Genomic DNA, 17,778 nt, shown 5'->3' with positions numbered 1-17,778 from the left:
TGCGGCCGCTTCCGCCGGGCCGTCCGGGGCCGGTGCCGGCGTGCGGGACAATGGGGACATGCCTTCCGCACTCCCCGACGGCGAGCCCGTGCCCGACGACGGCGCCCTGCCCGCGTCGGCGCTCGCCGGGGCGGCCGACCGGCCCCTCGGGTTCTATCTGCACGTCCCCTACTGCGCGACCCGCTGCGGGTACTGCGACTTCAACACCTACACGGCCACCGAGCTGCGCGGCAGCGGCGGTGTCCTCGCCTCCCGCGACAACTACGCCGACACCCTGATCGACGAGATCCGCCTCGCCCGCAAGGTCCTCGGCGACGACCCGCGCGAGGTCCGCACGGTGTTCGTGGGCGGGGGTACGCCGACGCTGCTCGCCGCCGGTGATCTCGTACGGATGCTGTCCGCGATCCGCGACGAGTTCGGGCTGGCCGCCGACGCGGAGGTCACGACCGAGGCGAATCCGGAGTCCGTGGATCCGGCCTACCTGGCCGCGCTGCGGGAGGGGGGCTTCAACCGGGTCTCCTTCGGGATGCAGAGCGCTCGGCAGCATGTACTGAAGGTGCTGGACCGCACCCATACGCCGGGGCGGCCGGAGGCCTGCGTCGCGGAGGCGCGGGCGGCGGGGTTCTCGCACGTGAACCTCGATCTGATCTACGGCACGCCGGGGGAGTCGGACGACGACTGGCGGGCCTCGCTGGAGGCGGCGCTGGGGGCCGGGCCGGACCACGTCAGCGCTTACGCGCTGATCGTCGAGGAGGGCACGCAGCTCGCGCGGCGGATCCGCCGGGGCGAGGTGCCGATGACCGACGACGACGTGCACGCGGACCGGTACCTCATCGCGGAGTCGATGCTGTCCTCGGCCGGTTTCGACTGGTACGAGGTGTCGAACTGGGCCACCTCGGACGCGGGGCGGTGTCTGCACAACGAGCTGTACTGGCGGGGCGCCGACTGGTGGGGGGCCGGGCCGGGCGCCCACTCCCACGTGGGTGGGGTGCGCTGGTGGAACGTGAAGCATCCGGGTGCGTACGCGGGGGCGCTGGCCGCGGGGCGGTCGCCGGGGGCCGGTCGGGAACTCCTGTCGGAGGAGGATCGGCGGGTGGAGCGGATTCTGCTGGAGCTGCGGTTGCGGGAGGGGGTGCCGCTGGATCTGCTCCTGTCGGAGGGGCTTGCGGCGTCGCGTCGGGCGCTGTCGGACGGGCTGCTCCAGGAGGCGCCCTATGAGGAGGGGCGTGCCGTGCTCACCCTGCGGGGGCGGTTGCTGGCGGACGCGGTGGTGCGCGACCTGGTGGACTGAGGGGTTTTCGCCCCCGCCGCCCCTACCCGTCCCATCCCTGGGGGCTGTCGCCCCCAGACCCCCGCTGTCGGCCCTTGAGGGGCCTCGTCCTCAAACGCCGGACGGGCTGAAAATCTCCGGCGGCGGAGCCCCAGAACCACGTGCTCACTCCGGTGCCGTCACGAAGTCGATCAGTTCCTCCACCCGGCCCAGCAGCTCCGGCTCCAGGTCCCGGTAGGAGCCCACCCGCTTCAGGATCGCCTGCCAGACCGCCCCCATGTTCTCCGAGGGCCACCCCAGCGCGCGGCACACGCCCGTCTTCCAGTCCTGGCCGTGCGGGACCCGGGGCCACGTCTCGATGCCCAGGGACGACGGCTTCACCGCCTCCCAGATGTCGATGTACGGGTGGCCGACCACGAGCGCGTGTTCGCTCGTCACGGACCGGGCGATACGGGACTCCTTGCTGCCCGGCACCAGGTGGTCCACCAGGACACCCAGCCGCGCGTCGGGACCCGGGGCGAATTCGGCCACGATCGCCGGCAGGTCGTCCACGCCCTCCAGGTACTCCACGACGACGCCCTCGATGCGCAGGTCGTCGCCCCAGACCTTCTCGACCAGCTCGGCGTCGTGGCGGCCCTCGACGTAGATACGGCCGGCGCGGGCCACCCGCGCGCGGGCGCCGGGGACGGCGACCGAGCCGGAGGCGGTCCGGGTGGGCCGTACCGGGGCCTGACCGGTGGGCCGGACCAGGGTCACCACGCGGCCCTCCAGCAGGAAGCCCCGCGGCTCCATCGGGAACACGCGGTGCTTGCCGAAGCGGTCCTCCAGTGTCACCGTGCCCGCCTCGCAGCGGATCACCGCGCCGCAGAAGCCGGTGCCGGGCTCCTCCACCACCAGGCCGGGCTCCGCCGGGACCTCGGGGACGGGCCGGGGCTTCTTCCACGGCGGGGTCAGGTCCGGAGAGTACTGGCGCATTCGGATGACGATAGGAGAAGCCCTCGGCCACCTAGCGCGACACGCCGAAACGGGCCGCCAGCTCGTCGCGCTGCCGTCGTACGAACGCCGCGTCCACCACCGCTCCGTGACCGGGCACGTACAGCGCGTCCTCGCCGCCGAGGGCCAGCAGCCGGTCCAGCGCGGCCGGCCACTGCGACGGTACGGCGTCCGGGCCCGCCTGCGGTTCGCCGGACTCCTCGACCAGGTCCCCGCAGAAGACCACCTCGGGCGAACCGGGGACCAGGACCGCGAGGTCGTGGGCCGTATGACCGGGCCCCACGTTCGCCAGGAGCACCTGCCGGCCGCCGCCCAGGTCGAGGGTCCACTCGCCGGAGACAAGGTGGCGGGGCGGCACCAGCGCGTCGGCCGCCTCCTCGGCCAGACGCTCGTCGAGCCCCTGGCGCACCGCGTCCCCGCGCAGCTCCTCACGGCCGTGCCGGCCACCCATCACCGTGTCGACACCCACGGCACCGAACACCTCGGCGCCCGCGAAGGCGGCCGTACCGAGGACGTGATCGAAGTGCGGGTGGGTGAGGGCGAGATGAGTCACACGGTGACCGGACAGCTCCTCCGCCTGCGCGCGCAGCCGCGCGCCCTCCTCCAGGCTCGACCCGGCGTCGACCAACAGGGCCGTGCCCTCGCCGACGACCAGTCCGGTCGTACAGTCCCAGCCAGGCAGCCGGCACCGGCCCACTCCGGTCGCCAGTCGCTGCCACCCGCACTCTTCCCAAGTCACGCTCATACCGCGACGCTAACCAAAAGGGCACTTCCGAGCACGGCATCGCAGGACCGGCCTTGCCCGGGGCGTACCCCACGGCCGTACACTGGGCCGGGGAACGCTGGCACTCGGATGTGAAGAGTGCCAGGCAGGCGCCCAGGGGACTGGGGGACGACATTCTGGAGGTGTGCGCGACCATGCTGAGTGAACGCAGGCTTCAGGTGCTGCGCGCCATCGTCCAGGACTATGTCGGCACCGAGGAGCCGGTGGGCTCGAAGGCCCTGACGGAGCGGCACAACCTAGGCGTCTCCCCGGCCACCGTGCGCAACGACATGGCGGCCCTGGAGGACGAGGGGTTCATCGCCCAGCCGCACACCAGTGCCGGGCGGATCCCCACGGACAAGGGCTACCGGCTGTTCGTCGACAAGCTGGCCGGCGTCAAGCCGATGAGCGCGCCCGAGCGGCGTGCCATCCAGAACTTCCTCGACGGCGCCGTCGACCTCGACGACGTCGTGGCGCGGACCGTGCGGCTGCTCGCGCAGCTCACACGTCAGGTCGCCGTCGTGCAGTACCCCTCGCTGACCCGTTCGACGGTGCGGCACGTCGAGCTGCTCTCGCTCGCCCCCGCGCGGGTGATGCTCGTGCTGATCACCGACACCGGCCGGGTCGAGCAGCGGATGGTGGACTGCCCGGCGCCGTTCGGCGAGGCCTCGCTCGCGGATCTGCGGGCGCGGCTCAACAGCCGGGTCGCGGGACGCCGCTTCGCCGATGTCCCGCGCCTGGTGGAGGACCTGCCCGAGGGTTTCGACACCGAGGACCGGGGCACGGTCACGACGGTGCTCTCCACTCTCCTGGAGACGCTCGTCGAGGAGAACGAGGAGCGGCTGATGATCGGCGGCACCGCCAATCTCACCCGCTTCGGACATGACTTTCCCCTCACGATCCGGCCTGTTCTGGAAGCCTTGGAGGAGCAGGTCGTGCTCCTCAAACTCCTTGGTGAGGCCGGGGATTCGGGCATGACCGTACGCATCGGTCACGAGAACGCCTACGAGGGACTCAACTCCACTTCGGTGGTGTCGGTCGGCTACGGTTCGGGCGGCGAGGCAGTCGCCAAGCTCGGCGTGGTCGGACCGACCCGCATGGATTACCCGGGAACGATGGGAGCGGTACGCGCAGTGGCACGGTACGTCGGACAGATCCTGGCGGAGTCGTAAGTGGCCACGGACTACTACGCCGTTCTCGGCGTGCGCCGCGACGCGTCGCAGGATGAGATCAAGAAGGCGTTCCGTCGGCTCGCTCGCGAGCTGCACCCGGACGTCAACCCCGATCCGAAGACCCAGGAGCGGTTCAAGGAGATCAACGCCGCCTACGAGGTGCTCTCGGACCCGCAGAAGAAGCAGGTCTACGACCTCGGCGGCGACCCGCTCTCGCAGGCGGGCGGCGCAGGCGCGGGCGGCTTCGGCGCCGGTGGCTTCGGGAACTTCTCGGACATCATGGACGCCTTCTTCGGTACGGCGTCCCAGCGCGGCCCGCGCTCGCGCACCCGGCGCGGCCAGGACGCGATGATCCGGCTGGACATCGAGCTCGACGAGGCGGCCTTCGGCACGACGAAGGACATCCAGGTCGACACGGCCGTCGTCTGCAACACCTGCAGCGGCGAGGGGGCCGCGCCCGGCACCTCCGCGCAGACGTGTGACATGTGCCGCGGCCGCGGCGAGGTCTCGCAGGTCACCCGGTCCTTCCTGGGCCAGGTCATGACCTCGCGGCCCTGCCCGCAGTGCCAGGGCTTCGGCACGGTCGTGCCGACGCCGTGCCCCGAGTGCGCGGGCGACGGCCGTATCCGCTCCCGGCGCACGCTCACCGTCAAGATCCCGGCCGGTGTCGACAACGGCACGCGGATCCAGCTCGCGGGCGAGGGCGAGGTCGGCCCCGGGGGTGGTCCCGCCGGCGACCTGTACGTCGAGATCCATGAGCTGCCGCACTCGCAGTTCCAGCGCCGGGGCGACGACCTGCACTGCACGGTCACCATCCCGATGACCGCGGCCTCCCTCGGCACGAAGGTGCCGCTGGAGACCCTCGACGGCCTGGAGGAGGTCGACATCCGCCCGGGCACCCAGTCCGGCCAGTCGATCCCCCTGCACGCCCGGGGCGTCACGCACCTGCGCGGCGGCGGCCGCGGCGACCTCATCGTCCACGTCGAGGTCCAGACCCCGAGCAAGCTCGACCCCGAGCAGGAACGCCTGCTCCGCGAGCTGGCCAAGCTGCGCGGCGAGGAACGGCCACAGGGGCAGTTCCAGCCTGGGCAGCAGGGGTTGTTCTCTCGGTTGAAAGATGCGTTCAACGGCCGCTGACGCGAGCTGAGGCAGGACTGCCGGGGGTCCGGGGGTCGGCCCCCGGGCAGGCACAGTCAGCCTGGGCGGCAGGGGTTGTTCTCTCGGTTGAAAGACGCTTTCAACGGCCGCTGACGCGAGCTGAGGCAGGACTGCCGGGGGTCCGGGGGTCGTCCCCCGGGCAGGCACAGTCAGCCTGGGCGGCAGGGGTTGTTCTCTCGGTTGAAAGATGCGTTCAACGGCCGCTGACGCGAGCTGAGGCAGGACTGCCGGGGGTCCGGGGGTCGGCCCCCGGGCAGACACAGTCAGCCTGGGCGGCAGGGGTTGTTCTCTCGGTTGAAAGACGCTTTCAACGGCCGCTGACGGGCCCCCGAGGGGCCGCTGACGGGCCGCTGACAGGCGGTGCGTGCCCGGTGGCAGGGTCGATTCGGAGTTGTTCGGAGGACGTGACAACATGCCGTCATGTCCTCCGCACTGACCGATCTCGTCCCTCACCCGATCGTGCAGGCCCCGATGGCGGGCGGCGTCTCCGTACCGCACCTGGCCGCTGCCGTCGCCGAGGCAGGCGGGCTGGGGTTCCTCGCCGCCGGGTACAAGACCGCCGACGGTATGTACCAGGAGATCAAACAGCTGCGGAGCCTGTCGAACCGTCCCTTCGGTGTGAACCTCTTCCTGCCGCAGCCGGAGTACGCGGACCCGGCCACCGTGGACGTCTACGCCCACCAGCTGGCCGGTGAGGCCGGCTGGTACGAGACGGAACTCGGCGACCCGGACAGCGGCCGTGACGACGGGTACGACGCCAAGCTCGCGGTGCTGCTGGACAACCCGGTGCCGGTGGTCTCCTTCCACTTCGGCGTCCCGAGCCGGGACGTGCTGGACTCCCTGCGCCGCGCCGGAACCTTCACGCTGGTCACCGCGACCACCGCCGAGGAGGCCCTCGCCGTGGAGCGGGCGGGCGCCGACGCGGTGATCGCGCAGGGCGTGGAGGCCGGCGGACACCAGGGCACCCACCGGGACGTCCCGGAGACCGACGGGTCCGGCATCGGACTGCTCTCCCTGGTCTCCCAGATCCGCGAGACCGTGACCATCCCGATCGTCGCCGCGGGCGGCATCATGCGCGGCACCCAGATCGCCGCCGTGCTCGCCGCGGGCGCGAGCGCGGCCCAGCTCGGTACGGCGTTCCTCGCCACCCCCGAGTCCGGCGCGCACGCCGTGCACAAGCAGGCGCTGACCAACCCCCTGTTCGTCCGCACGGAGTTGACGCGGGCCTTCTCCGGGCGCCCGGCCCGCGGCCTGGTCAACCGCTTCCTGCGCGAGCACGGGCCCTACGCCCCCGCCGCCTACCCGGAGGTCCACCACCTCACCTCGCCGCTGCGCAAGGCGGCGGCCAAGGCGAGCGATCCGCAGGGCATGGCGCTGTGGGCGGGACAGGGCCACCGCATGGCCCGGGAGCTGTCGGCGGGGCGGCTGGTGGAGGTCCTGGCCGCCGAACTCGACGCCGCCAGGACAGCGTTGTCCACCAAGGGTGACCTGCGATGACGGCCCCGGTGTTCGTCGTCGAGGACCTCCCCGATCTCCCCGGCCTCCGCGCGAGCGGCGGACCGTACGTCCTCGACGGCCCCGAGGGGCGGCACGCGGTCTCCGTGAAGCGGCTGCGGGCCGGTGAGGAGGTCGTCCTCACCGACGGCGCCGGGCGCCACGCGCTGTGCGAGGTGGTCGGCACCGAGGGCAAGGACCGGCTGCTCCTCCACCTGACCGGCGTGTCCGAGGAGCCCCCGGAGTCCCCCCGGATCACCGTCGTCCAGGCCCTCCCCAAGGGCGACCGGGGGGAACTGGCCGTCGAGACGATGACCGAGACCGGCGTCGACGCGATCGTGCCGTGGGCCGCCTCCCGGTGCGTCACGCAGTGGCGGGGCGACCGCGGCCTGAAGGCGCTCGCCAAGTGGCGGGCCACCGCCCGCGAGGCCGGCAAGCAGTCCCGCCGGGTGCGCTTCCCGGAGGTGGCGGACGCCGCGACGAGCAAGCAGGTTGCCGCACTTCTCGCCAAAGCCGACTTCGCCGCCGTCCTGCACGAGGACCGCGCCTACGGCAGCGAGCCGCTCGCGACCGCCGAACTGCCCGCCGAGGGCGAGATCGTGCTGGTCGTCGGACCCGAAGGGGGCGTCTCCCCCGAGGAGTTGGCGCTCTTCGAGGGGGCGGGCGCCAAGGCGTACCGCCTCGGCCGTACCGTGCTGCGTACATCGACCGCCGGCACCGCGGCGACGGCCCTGCTCCTGGGCCGCACCGGGCGCTGGTCCTGAACACTGGTCCTGATCCCTGGGAGAACGGCCGTGGAACTCGCCCAAGTACGCCTCCTCGTCACCGACTTCGCCGCCTGCTACCGCTTCTACGCCGAGGTCCTCGGCCTGAAGCCCCAGTCGGGGGCGGCGGACGGCCCGTACGAGAAGTTCAGTCCCGCCACCGGCTCGGCGGGCATCGCCCTCCAGGACCGGGCCATGATGGCCGAGGTCCTCGGCGAACTGGGCGACACGGCCACCGGGCACCGCTCCCTGGTCGTCCTGCGCGTCGACGACCTGGACGCCTACTGCGAGCGGATCGCCGCCCGCGGCGGCACGCTCCTGCACGGCCCCGCCCCCATGACCGACCGGATGCGCGTCGCCCATCTCAAGGACCCGGAGGGGAACCTGGTGGAGTTGCAGGAGTGGCTGCTGCTGCGCGGCTGAGGACGGCGTCGAACAGCTCCCAGCCGTCCAACTCGGCCGCCCCCGGGAGCAGTCCGCGGGCCGTCGCCTCGTCGACGATCGCGCGGACGACACCGGGTTCGCGCAGGTTGAGCAGCCTTCCGGGGCCGGTCGCCACGCAGCCGGTGTACGAGCGGCCGTCGGAGACGGCCCGGCCCTCGCCCGCCGGGAAGACGACCGACGTCCGTACGCCGCCCCGCTCCAGTGCGAGCACCTCCCGGCACACGTCGCCCGCGCCGCGCCCGTGCCGGTGACGGACCCACCACACGTACCGGGTCGACCCGTCCACGACCAGCTCCCTGACCCTGCGTGTCTCGCGCATCCGCCCACCGTAGAGGGCGGGGCGCGCGCATGGCCGTATGCGCCCTTCCGCACCGGGCGCGACGGTGGCACGCTGCCGTCCATGGGGGCACTGAGGCGGATTGGGCGGTGGCGGCGGGGACGGCGGGCCGTGGCTGTGGCGGGGCTCGCCGTCGTGGCCGTGGGGAGCATGGTGGCCTGTGAGCCCGGTGGGCTGAACTCGGCGACCGTGGCCTACACGACCGACCAGACCGTGACGGCCGAGCTGGAGCGGCAGAAGGCGGACGTGCGCTGGCTCAACTGCACGGCATCGTACGGGGACGACGGCGCGTCACCGAGCGCGACCGAGAACGCCGTCGCCGAGGTCGACTGCGAGGGCGAGACCGAGGACGGCAAGGACATCACCGTCACCGGCAGGGTCACCCGCGCGGTCAGCGGGGCCTGTGTACGCGGGGACCTCACCGCCAAGATCGACGGCAAGCAGTGGTTCCACGTCGAGGGACTGGGGGACTGCACCGCCCCGTCCACCCCGCCCGTCAACAACCCGCAGCAGCCCGGGGCCACGGTCACCGTGACCGTCACGAAGACCGTGTACTGCCAGAGCAAACCCGACTGCTGGCCCGAGGGGAAGTGATCCAAACCCCTGTCGTCCGTCGCCGCCCCTGCATAGGGTGACCGGGTGACACAGCCAGCGACCTCCGCTTATCTCCGGTTCCCGCACCTGCACGGCGAATTGGTCGCCTTCACCGCCGAGGACGACGTGTGGCTCGCCCCCCTCGACGGCGGCCGCGCCTGGCGGGTCAGCGCCGACAACGTGCCGGTCACCCACCCCCGTATCTCGCCCGACGGCACCACCGTCGCCTGGACCTCCACCCGCGACGGCGCCCCCGAGGTGCACATCGCCCCGGCCGACGGCGGCCCCGCCAAGCGCCTCACCCACTGGGGCAGTTCACAGACCCAGGTGCGCGGCTGGACCCCGGACGGACAGGTCCTCGCGGTCACCACGTACGGCCAGGCCAACCTGCGCCGCAAGTGGGCCCACGCCGTCCCGCTCGACGGCGGACCCGCCACCCGCCTGCCCTACGGCCTCGTCGGCAGCGTGCAGTACGGCGACGCGGGCACGGTGCTCCTGTCCTCGCCGATGGGCCGCGAGGCCGCCTGGTGGAAGCGCTACCGGGGCGGCACCGCGGGCAAGCTGTGGATCGACCGGGAGGGCCAGGGAGAGTTCCTCCGGCTCCACGAGGACCTCGCCGGGAACATCGAGTACCCCACCTGGGTCGGCGACCGCATCGCCTTCCTCTGCGACCACGAGGGCGTCGGCGCGCTCTACTCCTCCCTCGCCGACGGCTCCGACCTGCGCCGGCACACCCCCCTCGACGGCTTCTACGCCCGGCACGCGGCCGGTGACGGCACCCGCGTCGTGTACTCCAGCGCCGGTGAGCTGTGGATCCTCGACGACCTGGACGGCACCGAGCCCCGCCGGCTCGACGTACGGCTCGGCGGACAGCGCGTCGACCGGCAGCCGTTCACCGTCAACGCCTCCCGCTGGTTCGGCTCCGGCGCCCCCGACCACACCGGACGTGGCAGCGCGATCGCCGTCCGCGGCGCCGTGCACTGGGTCACCCACCGCTCCGGCCCCGCCCGCGCGCTGGCCGCCGAACCCGGCGTACGGGCGCGTCTGCCGCGCACCTTCCGCGCGGACGGCGAGGAGTGGGTGGTGTGGGTGACGGACGCGGAGGGCGACGACGCCCTGGAGTTCGCGCCCGCCACCGGCCTCGCCCCCGGCGCCACCCCGCGCCGCCTCGCCGCCGGACAGCTGGGCCGGGTCCTCGGGCTCGCCATGGCACCGGACGGCAGCCGGGCCGCGGTCGCCGCGCACGACGGCCGGGTGCTGCTCGTCGAGCGGGAGACCGGCGAGGTCCGCGAGGTCGACCGCAGCGAGGACGGTGACGTCTCCGGCCTGGTCTTCTCGCCCGACTCCGCGTGGCTCGCCTGGTCGCACCCCGGCCCGCGCCCGCTGCGCCAGCTCCGCCTCGCCAACACCACCGACCTGTCGGTCACCGAGGCGACCCCGCTGCGCTTCCAGGACTACGCCCCCGCCTTCACCCTCGACGGCAAGCACCTCGCCTTCCTGTCCAACCGCTCCTTCGACCCGGTCTACGACGAGCACGTCTTCGACCTGGCCTTCGTCGTCGGCGACCGCCCGCACCTGATCACGCTGGCCGCGACCACGCCCTCGCCGTTCGGCCCGCAGCGGCACGGCCGCCCCTTCGAGGCGCCGGACAAGGACGAGACCCCCGACAGCGAGGGCACCCCGGCCACCCGTATCGACCTCGAAGGCCTCGCCGACCGGATCGTGCCGTTCCCGGTCGAGGCCGCCCGCTACTCCAACCTGCGGGCCGCCAAGGACGGCGTGCTCTGGCTGCGCCACCCGGTGCAGGGCGTCCTCGGCTCCTCCCGGGCCACCCCGGACGACCCCGACCCCAAGACCGAGCTGGAGCGCTACGACCTCGCCCAGCAGCGTCTGGAGCATCTCGCCGCCGACGCCGACCACTTCGCCGTCAGCGGCGACGGCAAGCGGGTGCTGCTGTGGACGGACGGCCGCCTGAAGGTCGTACCGAGCGACCGGCGGGCCTCCAGCGACGACGACAGCGACTCCAACATCACCGTCGACCTCGGCCGGGTGCGACAGCTGGTCGACCCCACGGCCGAGTGGCGGCAGATGTACGAGGAGACCGGCCGCGTCATGCGGGACCAGTTCTGGCGGGCCGACATGAACGGCGTCGACTGGGCCGGCGTCCTGGACCGCTACCGGCCCGTGGTGGACCGCGTCGCCACCCACGACGACCTCGTCGACCTCCTGTGGGAGGTCCAGGGCGAGCTCGGCACCTCGCACGCCTACGTCATGCCGCGCGGCGGCCACGGCCACGGCCCCCGGCAGGGGCTGCTCGGCGCGGACATCTCCCGCCACGAGGACGGCCCCCAGGGGGCGCCGCAGTGGCGGATCGACCGCGTCCTGCCGACCGAGACCTCCGACCCCGACGCCCGTTCCCCGCTCGCCGCGCCCGGTGTCGCGGTGCGCGCCGGGGACGCGATCGTCGCGGTGGGCGGACACCCGGTCGACCCGGTCACCGGTCCCGGACCGCTCCTCGTCGGTACGGCGGGCAAGCCCGTCGAGCTGACCATCTCGCCCTCCGGCGGCGGCGAGGTACGGCACGCCGTCGTGGTCCCCGTCGCCGACGAGGAACCGCTGCGCTACCACGCCTGGGTCGCCGACCGGCGCGCCTACGTCCACGACAGGTCCGGCGGCCGGCTCGGCTACCTCCACGTCCCCGACATGCAGGCCCCCGGCTGGGCCCAGATCCACCGCGACCTGCGCGTCGAGGTCGGCCGCGAGGGCCTCGTCGTCGACGTCCGCTACAACCGCGGCGGCCACACCTCCCAGCTCGTCATCGAGAAGCTGGCGCGCCGGATCGTCGGCTGGGCCGTCCCCCGCGGCATGCGCCCCTACAGCTACCCCCAGGACGCCCCCCGCGGTCCCGTCGTCGCCGTCGCTAACGAGTTCTCCGGCTCCGACGGCGACATCGTCAACGCGGCGATCAAGGCCCTCGGCATCGGGCCGGTGGTCGGCGTACGCACCTGGGGCGGCGTCATCGGCATCGACAGCCGCTACCGCCTGGTCGACGGCACGCTCATCACCCAGCCGAAGTACGCCTTCTGGCTGGAGAACTACGAGTGGGGCGTGGAGAACCACGGCGTCGACCCCGATGTGGAGGTGGTCCAGCGTCCCCAGGACTACGCGGCGGGACGGGACGTACAGCTGGACGAGGCGGTACGGCTGGCGCTGGCCGCCCTGGAGGAGACCCCGGCCATGGTGCCGCCCGGTCTGCCCTCCTAGATAGCATGCCCACGTAAGCGATCACACCGGAACGAGGAGGCCACATGCCAGGGGAACCCCAGGACGACTGCCTGTTCTGCAAGATCGTCGCCGGGCAGATCCCGGCGACGATCGTCCGAGAGACGGACACCACCGTCGCGTTCCGGGACATCAACCCCCAGGCCCCCACCCACGTCCTGGTGATCCCCAAGGCGCACTACGAGAACGCCGCCGCCCTGGCCGCCGGCGCCCCGGAGCTCGCCGCCGACGTCCTGCGCGAGACCCGGGCCGTCGCCGAGGACGAGAAGCTCGAAAGCTACCGCACGATCTTCAACACCGGCAGCGGCGCGGGACAGACCGTCTGGCACGCCCACGCGCATGTCCTCGGCGGCCGCGGCCTCACCTGGCCCCCCGGGTAACTCGCCGTGTCCGTACGCGAACTGGTCGTCCTCGGCACCGCCAGCCAGGTCCCGACCCGGCACCGCAACCACAACGGCTACCTGCTGCGCTGGGACGGCGAGGGCATCCTGTTCGATCCCGGCGAGGGCACACAGCGCCAGATGCTGCGCGCCGGGGCCGCCGCCCACGACCTGAACCGGATCTGCGTCACGCACTTCCACGGCGACCACTCCCTGGGCCTCGCCGGGGTGATCCAGCGCATCAACCTCGACCGGGTCCCGCACGAGATCAGCGCCCACTACCCGAGGTCGGGGCAGCGGTTCTTCAACCGGCTGCGGTACGCGACGGCGTACCGGGAGACGGTCCAGCTCGTCGAGGCGCCGGTGAGCGCGGACGGCCCCCTCGCCGTCACCCCGTCGTACACCCTCGAAGCCCGCAAGCTCTCGCACCCCGTGGAGTCCTACGGCTACCGGATCATCGAGCCCGACGGCTTCCGCATGCTGCCCGACCGGCTCGCCGCGCACGGCATCAAGGGGCCGGACGTGGGGTGGATCCAGCGCGAGGGCTCCCTCGACGGGGTCCGTCTCGGTGACGTCAGCGAGGTCCGACGGGGGCAGCGGTTCGCGTTCGTCATGGACACCCGGCTCTGCGACGGCGTGCACGCGCTGGCCGAGGGCTGCGACATGCTGGTCATCGAGTCGACGTTCCTCGACGAGGACGAGCAACTCGCCGTGGATCACGGCCATCTGACGGCAGGCCAGGCGGCGCGGGTGGCGCGGGACGCCGGCGTCCGTCATCTCGTGCTCACCCACTTCAGTCAGCGCTACTCGGAGCCGGACGACTTCGAGCGGCAGGCGCGGGCGGCCGGGTACGAGGGGGAGCTGACCGTCGCCCACGACCTCATGCGGGTACCGGTTCCGAAACGGCGGTAAAGCAGCCGTACGATGCACTGATGTCCCTCCCCAAAGCTGAGCTGCACCTGCACATCGAAGGAACCCTGGAGCCGGAGCTGGCCTTCGAGCTGGCCGCCCGCAACGGCGTCGAGCTGCCTTACGCCGACACCGAGGCGCTGCGCAAGGCCTACCAGTTCGACGACCTCCAGTCCTTCCTGAACCTGTACTACGAGCTCATGGCGGTGCTCCGCACCGAGCGGGACTTCGAGGACCTGGCGAACGCCTATCTCGCCCGGGCCGCCACGCAGGGCGTGCGGCACGCGGAGATCTTCTTCGACCCGCAGGCCCACATCGCGCGAGGCGTCGACATGGGCACGGTCGTCGAGGGGCTGTGGCGGGCGCTGGGCGACAGCGAGGCCCGGCACGGGATCTCCACGCAGCTGATCCTGTGCTTCCTGCGGGACGAGTCCGCCGAGTCGGCCCTTCGGACCCTGGAGGCCGCGAAGCCGTACCTCGACCGGATCGTCGGCGTCGGGCTCGACTCCGCCGAGGTCGGGCATCCGCCGGTGAAGTTCCGCGAGGTCTACGAGGCCGCCGCCGCGCTGGGCCTCAGGCGGGTCGCGCACGCCGGGGAGGAGGGGCCGCCGGAGTACATCACCGAGGCGCTGGACGTGCTCGGCGTGGAGCGGATCGACCACGGGCTGCGCTGCATGGAGTCCCCGGAGCTGGTCGCCCGCCTCGTCCGGGACCGCATCCCGCTGACCCTGTGCCCCCTGTCCAACGTCCGCCTGCGCACCGTCGACGTCCTCGGCGACCACCCGCTGCCCGCCATGCTCGACGCCGGCCTGCTGTGCACGGTCAACTCCGACGACCCGGCCTACTTCGGCGGCTACGCGGGCGACAACTTCGACGCGGTGCGCTCGGCGCTGGGCCTCGGCGAGGAACAGCTGCGCGAGCTGGCCCGCAACTCCTTCGTCGCCTCCTTCCTGGACCACGACGAGGAGCGCCGCACGCGGTACCTCTCCGAGGTGGAGGCGTACGAGTTCGGGTGACCGGGGTCCGCCTCCGAGGGCTCCGCTAACGCCAGTGAGGTGCGCCCCCGGTGCCCGGGGCTGTTGCCTCGATCTTGGATCTGATCTCGCGCATCACTGTGATGATCTGCGCCTCGTGCTCGGGGGTGAGGCGGGCGCGGGGTACCGAGCAGCTGATGGCGTCGGTGGCGGGGGAGTCGTAGCGCAGGACGAAACCGAAGCCGACGATGCCGAGGACGCCCTCCTCGCGGTCGATCGAGTAGCCGCGGGACCGGACCTCCGCGAGGTCGGCGAGGAGGGACGCGCGGCTGGTGTGCGAGTGGGGGGTGAGGGCCTCGTACGGTCCCTCGGGCAGGTCGGTGTCGTCCCGTTCGGCCAGCAGCGCCTTGCCCAGCGCGCCCACGTGGGCGGGCAGGCGGCGCCCGACCCGGCTGATGGTCCGCAGGTACTCGTGGGACTCCCGGGTCGCGAGATAGGCCACGTTCCGCCCGTCCAGGCGCCCCATGTGGATGGTCTCGCCGAGCGCCTGGGACGCCTCGTCGAGATACGGCCGTACGACCCGCACGCGCGGGTCGGAGTCGAGGTAGCTGGTGCCGGTGAGCAGGGCGTGGAGGCCGATGCCGTAGAGCGAGCCGGTGATGTCGGTGCGGACCCAGCCGCGCGCGATGAGGGTCTGGAGCAGCGCGTACATCGAGCTGCGCGGCACGCCCAGCTGGTCCGCGAGCTCCTGGAGGCGTGCCGGACGGTCACCGCGCGCGGCCAGCAGCTCCAGCAGTTCGACCGTGCGCGCGGCCGACTTCACTTCTCGTACGCCCCCGGTGTCTGACATGTGCCGATCGTAATCGGGGCGGGCCCACCCATTGACGACAGTGGTTCGCCTACCTAATCTTCATCTCCATACGTAGATGACGTTTACATAGGGAGATGAGCGAGGGTGAGTCTCGCCACGGACACGGCCCGGCGACTGCGGGACGGCATGGCACACGGCGTGCTGTCGTTCCCCCTGACCAGCTTCCACGACGACGGCTCGCTCGACCCGGACGGCTTCCGCGCCCACGTCGCGGCCCAGATCGCCACCGGCCCCGGCGCCGTCTTCCCGGCCTGCGGCACCGGCGAGTTCTTCTCGCTCGACGAGGACGAGTACCGCCAAGTCGTGACCATCACCGTCGAGGAGGCCGGCGGACGCCTGCCCGTCGTCGCCGGCATCGGCTACGGCTGGGCGCAGGCCGCCCGCTTCGCGCGCATCGCCCAGGAGGCCGGCGCCGACGCGCTGCTCGTCCTGCCGCACTACCTCGTCGCGGCCCCGCAGGACGGACTCGTCGCCCAGGTGGAGCAGATCGCGGCCCGCACCCGGCTGCCGCTCATCGTCTACCAGCGCGGCCAGGTCGCCTTCACGGCCGCCTCCCTGCGGCGCCTCGCACAGATCCCGACCGTCATCGGCCTCAAGGACGGCCACAGCGACCTCGACCGGCTCCAGCGCCTGACCCTCGCCGCCCCCGAGGACTTCCTGTTCTTCAACGGCGCCGCCACCGCCGAGATCCAGGCCCGCGCCTACGCCACCGTCGGCGTCCCCGCCTACTCCTCCGCCGTCCACGCCTTCGCCCCCGAGATAGCGAACGCCTTCTTCACGGCCCTGTGCCACGGCGACGACAGCACCGTGCAGAAGCTGCTGCGGGACTTCTACGTCCCGCTCGTCGACCTGCGCGACCGGGTGCCCGGATACGCCGTGTCGCTGGTCAAGGCCGCCGCACGGCTGCGCGGCCGCCCGGTGGGGCCCGTGCGCGCCCCGCTCACCGACCCCTCGGCCGCCGACCTGGTCGAGCTCAGGAAGCTGCTGGCCGCCGGACTCGACCTGGTAGGAGCCACCCTGTGAACCTCACGATCACAAGCGTCCGCCTCACGCCGATCCTGGTCGCCGACCCGCCGCTGCTGAACACCCAGGGCGTGCACCAGCCGTACACGCCCCGGCTGATCGTCGAGGTCGAGACCGCCGACGGGATCACCGGCGTCGGCGAGACCTACGGCGACACCAAGTACCTGGAGCTGGCCCGGCCGTTCGCCGCCGAGCTGGTCGGACGTCGGGTCGACGACCTGAACGGGCTGTTCACCGTCGCCGACGAGGTGGCCGTGGACGACGCCCGGGTCTCGGGGCAGGTCGACGTCGGCGGGCTGCGCGGTGTCCAGACCGCCGACAAGCTGCGCCTCTCCGTCGTCTCCGGCTTCGAGGTCGCCTGTCTCGACGCCCTCGGCAAGGCGCTCGGGCTGCCCGTGCACGCGCTGCTCGGCGGCAAGGTGCGCGACGCCGTCGAGTACAGCGCGTACCTCTTCTACAAGTGGGCCGGCCATCCCGAGGGCGTCGCCTCGGAGAAGGACGACTGGGGCGCCGCGACCGACCCGGCCGGGGTGGTGGAGCAGGCCCGGCTCTTCACGGAGCGGTACGGCTTCACGTCGTTCAAGCTCAAGGGCGGGGTCTTCCCGCCGGACGAGGAGATCGCCGCGATCCGCGCCCTCGCCGAGGCCTTCCCCGGGCATCCGCTGCGGCTCGACCCCAACGGCGCCTGGAGCGTGGAGACCTCGCTGAAGGTCGCCGAGGAGCTCGGGGACGTCCTGGAGTACCTGGAGGACCCCGCGCTCGGCACCGGGGCGATGGCCGAGGTGTCCGCCGCGACCGGCGTGCCGCTCGCCACCAACATGTGCGTGACGACGTTCGCGGAGATCAAGGAGGCGTTCACGCGGGACGCCGTCCAGGTCGTCCTCTCCGACCACCACTACTGGGGCGGACTGCGCAACACGCAGCAACTGGCCGCGATCTGCCGGGCGTTCGGTGTCGGGGTGTCGATGCACTCCAACACCCATCTGGGGATCTCGCTGGCCGCGATGACCCATGTCGCGTCGACCGTCCCCGACCTGCACCACGCCTGCGACTCCCACTACCCCTGGCAGTCGGAGGACGTGCTGACCGAGCGGCTGACGTTCGAGGGCGGCAAGGTCGCCGTGTCGGATGCCCCGGGACTCGGTGTCGCGCTCGACCGCGACAAGCTCGCGTTCCTGCATCAGCGGTGGCTCGATGACGACGGTGCGCTGCGCGAGCGCGACGACGCGGCGGCGATGCGGGTCGCCGAGCCGGGGTGGACGACGCCGGCCGTGCCCCGCTGGTAGGACCGCGCCCCGCCCGGCTGCCCCGACGCCACCGGTGGTCGTCGTGTGACAACGGCGCGTTGTC

General features: G+C 72.5%; 17 protein-coding genes. 13 read left to right on the top strand and 4 right to left on the bottom strand.

Annotation, left to right across the window (positions count from 1 at the left end; translation table 11 throughout):
• Positions 1-58: 58 nt before the first annotated feature.
• Positions 59-1,291, top strand: coding sequence for a radical SAM family heme chaperone HemW (gene hemW / locus SLINC_RS15500; RefSeq protein WP_067432505.1), 1,233 nt, complete (start codon positions 59-61; stop codon positions 1,289-1,291).
• Positions 1,292-1,435: 144 nt separating this feature from the next.
• Here hemW and SLINC_RS15495 read toward each other — a convergent pair whose 3' ends face one another.
• Complete coding sequence (locus SLINC_RS15495) at positions 1,436-2,245, bottom strand: DUF3097 domain-containing protein (protein ID WP_067432502.1); 810 nt, start codon at positions 2,243-2,245, stop codon at positions 1,436-1,438.
• A 31-nt stretch (positions 2,246-2,276) separates the two neighbouring features.
• A complete protein-coding gene (locus tag SLINC_RS15490; RefSeq protein ID WP_067432499.1) occupies positions 2,277-3,008 on the bottom strand; it encodes an MBL fold metallo-hydrolase in 732 nt (243 codons plus the stop codon).
• Between the two features lie 173 nt (positions 3,009-3,181).
• Between SLINC_RS15490 and hrcA the strand changes: the two genes are divergently transcribed.
• The 5 genes from hrcA to SLINC_RS15465 all read left to right on the top strand — a co-directional run bounded on the left by hrcA (position 3,182) and on the right by SLINC_RS15465 (position 8,037).
• A complete protein-coding gene (gene hrcA, locus SLINC_RS15485; RefSeq protein ID WP_067432496.1) occupies positions 3,182-4,198 on the top strand; it encodes a heat-inducible transcriptional repressor HrcA in 1,017 nt (338 codons plus the stop codon).
• The gene (dnaJ, locus tag SLINC_RS15480; protein WP_067432493.1) at positions 4,199-5,335 is read left to right on the top strand and encodes a molecular chaperone DnaJ; all 1,137 of its coding nucleotides are present in this window, start codon (positions 4,199-4,201) and stop codon (positions 5,333-5,335) included.
• Positions 5,336-5,776: 441 nt separating this feature from the next.
• Positions 5,777-6,853 (top strand): nitronate monooxygenase, encoded by a 1,077-nt coding sequence (locus tag SLINC_RS15475; RefSeq protein ID WP_067432490.1) that lies wholly within the window; start codon positions 5,777-5,779, stop codon positions 6,851-6,853.
• A complete protein-coding gene (locus SLINC_RS15470) occupies positions 6,850-7,614 on the top strand; it encodes a 16S rRNA (uracil(1498)-N(3))-methyltransferase (protein ID WP_067432487.1) in 765 nt (254 codons plus the stop codon). Before SLINC_RS15475 ends, SLINC_RS15470 begins: the two co-directional genes overlap by 4 nt.
• A gap of 30 nt (positions 7,615-7,644) precedes the next feature.
• Positions 7,645-8,037, top strand: coding sequence for a VOC family protein (locus SLINC_RS15465; RefSeq protein WP_067432484.1), 393 nt, complete (start codon positions 7,645-7,647; stop codon positions 8,035-8,037).
• Here SLINC_RS15465 and SLINC_RS15460 read toward each other — a convergent pair.
• Positions 7,979-8,377, bottom strand: a complete 399-nt coding sequence (locus tag SLINC_RS15460; protein ID WP_067432481.1) for a hypothetical protein — start codon at positions 8,375-8,377, stop codon at positions 7,979-7,981. The genes SLINC_RS15465 and SLINC_RS15460 overlap by 59 nt on opposite strands.
• 81 nt (positions 8,378-8,458) lie before the next feature.
• On the opposite strand from SLINC_RS15460, the gene SLINC_RS15455 reads away from it, so the two are divergent.
• Genes SLINC_RS15455 through SLINC_RS15435 form a run of 5 tightly spaced genes read left to right on the top strand, consistent with a single transcriptional unit; the run spans position 8,459 to position 14,576 of the window.
• Positions 8,459-8,989: a hypothetical protein gene (locus SLINC_RS15455; protein WP_067432478.1), complete on the top strand. Its 531-nt coding sequence runs from the start codon at positions 8,459-8,461 to the stop codon at positions 8,987-8,989.
• A gap of 45 nt (positions 8,990-9,034) precedes the next feature.
• Positions 9,035-12,253: a S41 family peptidase gene (locus tag SLINC_RS15450; protein ID WP_067432474.1), complete on the top strand. Its 3,219-nt coding sequence runs from the start codon at positions 9,035-9,037 to the stop codon at positions 12,251-12,253.
• A 44-nt stretch (positions 12,254-12,297) separates the two neighbouring features.
• Positions 12,298-12,651, top strand: coding sequence for a histidine triad nucleotide-binding protein (locus tag SLINC_RS15445; RefSeq protein WP_067432468.1), 354 nt, complete (start codon positions 12,298-12,300; stop codon positions 12,649-12,651).
• 6 nt (positions 12,652-12,657) lie between these two features.
• Complete coding sequence (locus tag SLINC_RS15440) at positions 12,658-13,563, top strand: ribonuclease Z (protein ID WP_067432465.1); 906 nt, start codon at positions 12,658-12,660, stop codon at positions 13,561-13,563.
• 20 nt (positions 13,564-13,583) lie between these two features.
• Positions 13,584-14,576 (top strand): adenosine deaminase, encoded by a 993-nt coding sequence (locus SLINC_RS15435; RefSeq protein WP_067432462.1) that lies wholly within the window; start codon positions 13,584-13,586, stop codon positions 14,574-14,576.
• Positions 14,577-14,601: 25 nt separating this feature from the next.
• Here the strand turns inward: SLINC_RS15435 and SLINC_RS15430 are convergent, their stop codons facing one another.
• Positions 14,602-15,384 carry an IclR family transcriptional regulator gene (locus SLINC_RS15430; RefSeq protein WP_067432459.1) on the bottom strand — a complete coding sequence of 261 codons (783 nt, stop codon included), beginning with the start codon at positions 15,382-15,384 and terminating at the stop codon, positions 14,602-14,604.
• A 105-nt stretch (positions 15,385-15,489) separates the two neighbouring features.
• Between SLINC_RS15430 and SLINC_RS15425 the strand changes: the two genes are divergently transcribed.
• Together SLINC_RS15425 and SLINC_RS15420 are read left to right on the top strand one after the other, a co-directional pair.
• Positions 15,490-16,428: a 5-dehydro-4-deoxyglucarate dehydratase gene (locus SLINC_RS15425; protein ID WP_067432456.1), complete on the top strand. Its 939-nt coding sequence runs from the start codon at positions 15,490-15,492 to the stop codon at positions 16,426-16,428.
• Entirely contained in the window at positions 16,425-17,714 is a 1,290-nt protein-coding gene (locus SLINC_RS15420; RefSeq protein WP_067432453.1) for a glucarate dehydratase family protein, read from the top strand. Before SLINC_RS15425 ends, SLINC_RS15420 begins: the two co-directional genes overlap by 4 nt.
• The last annotated feature ends 64 nt before the right edge of the window (positions 17,715-17,778 follow it).

Origin of the sequence: Streptomyces lincolnensis (assembly GCF_001685355.1) — a bacterium.
Taxonomy (GTDB): domain Bacteria; phylum Actinomycetota; class Actinomycetes; order Streptomycetales; family Streptomycetaceae; genus Streptomyces; species Streptomyces lincolnensis.
The sequence above is the reverse complement of the archived record's forward strand: the minus strand, read 5'-3'. Positions and strand labels throughout refer to the sequence as shown.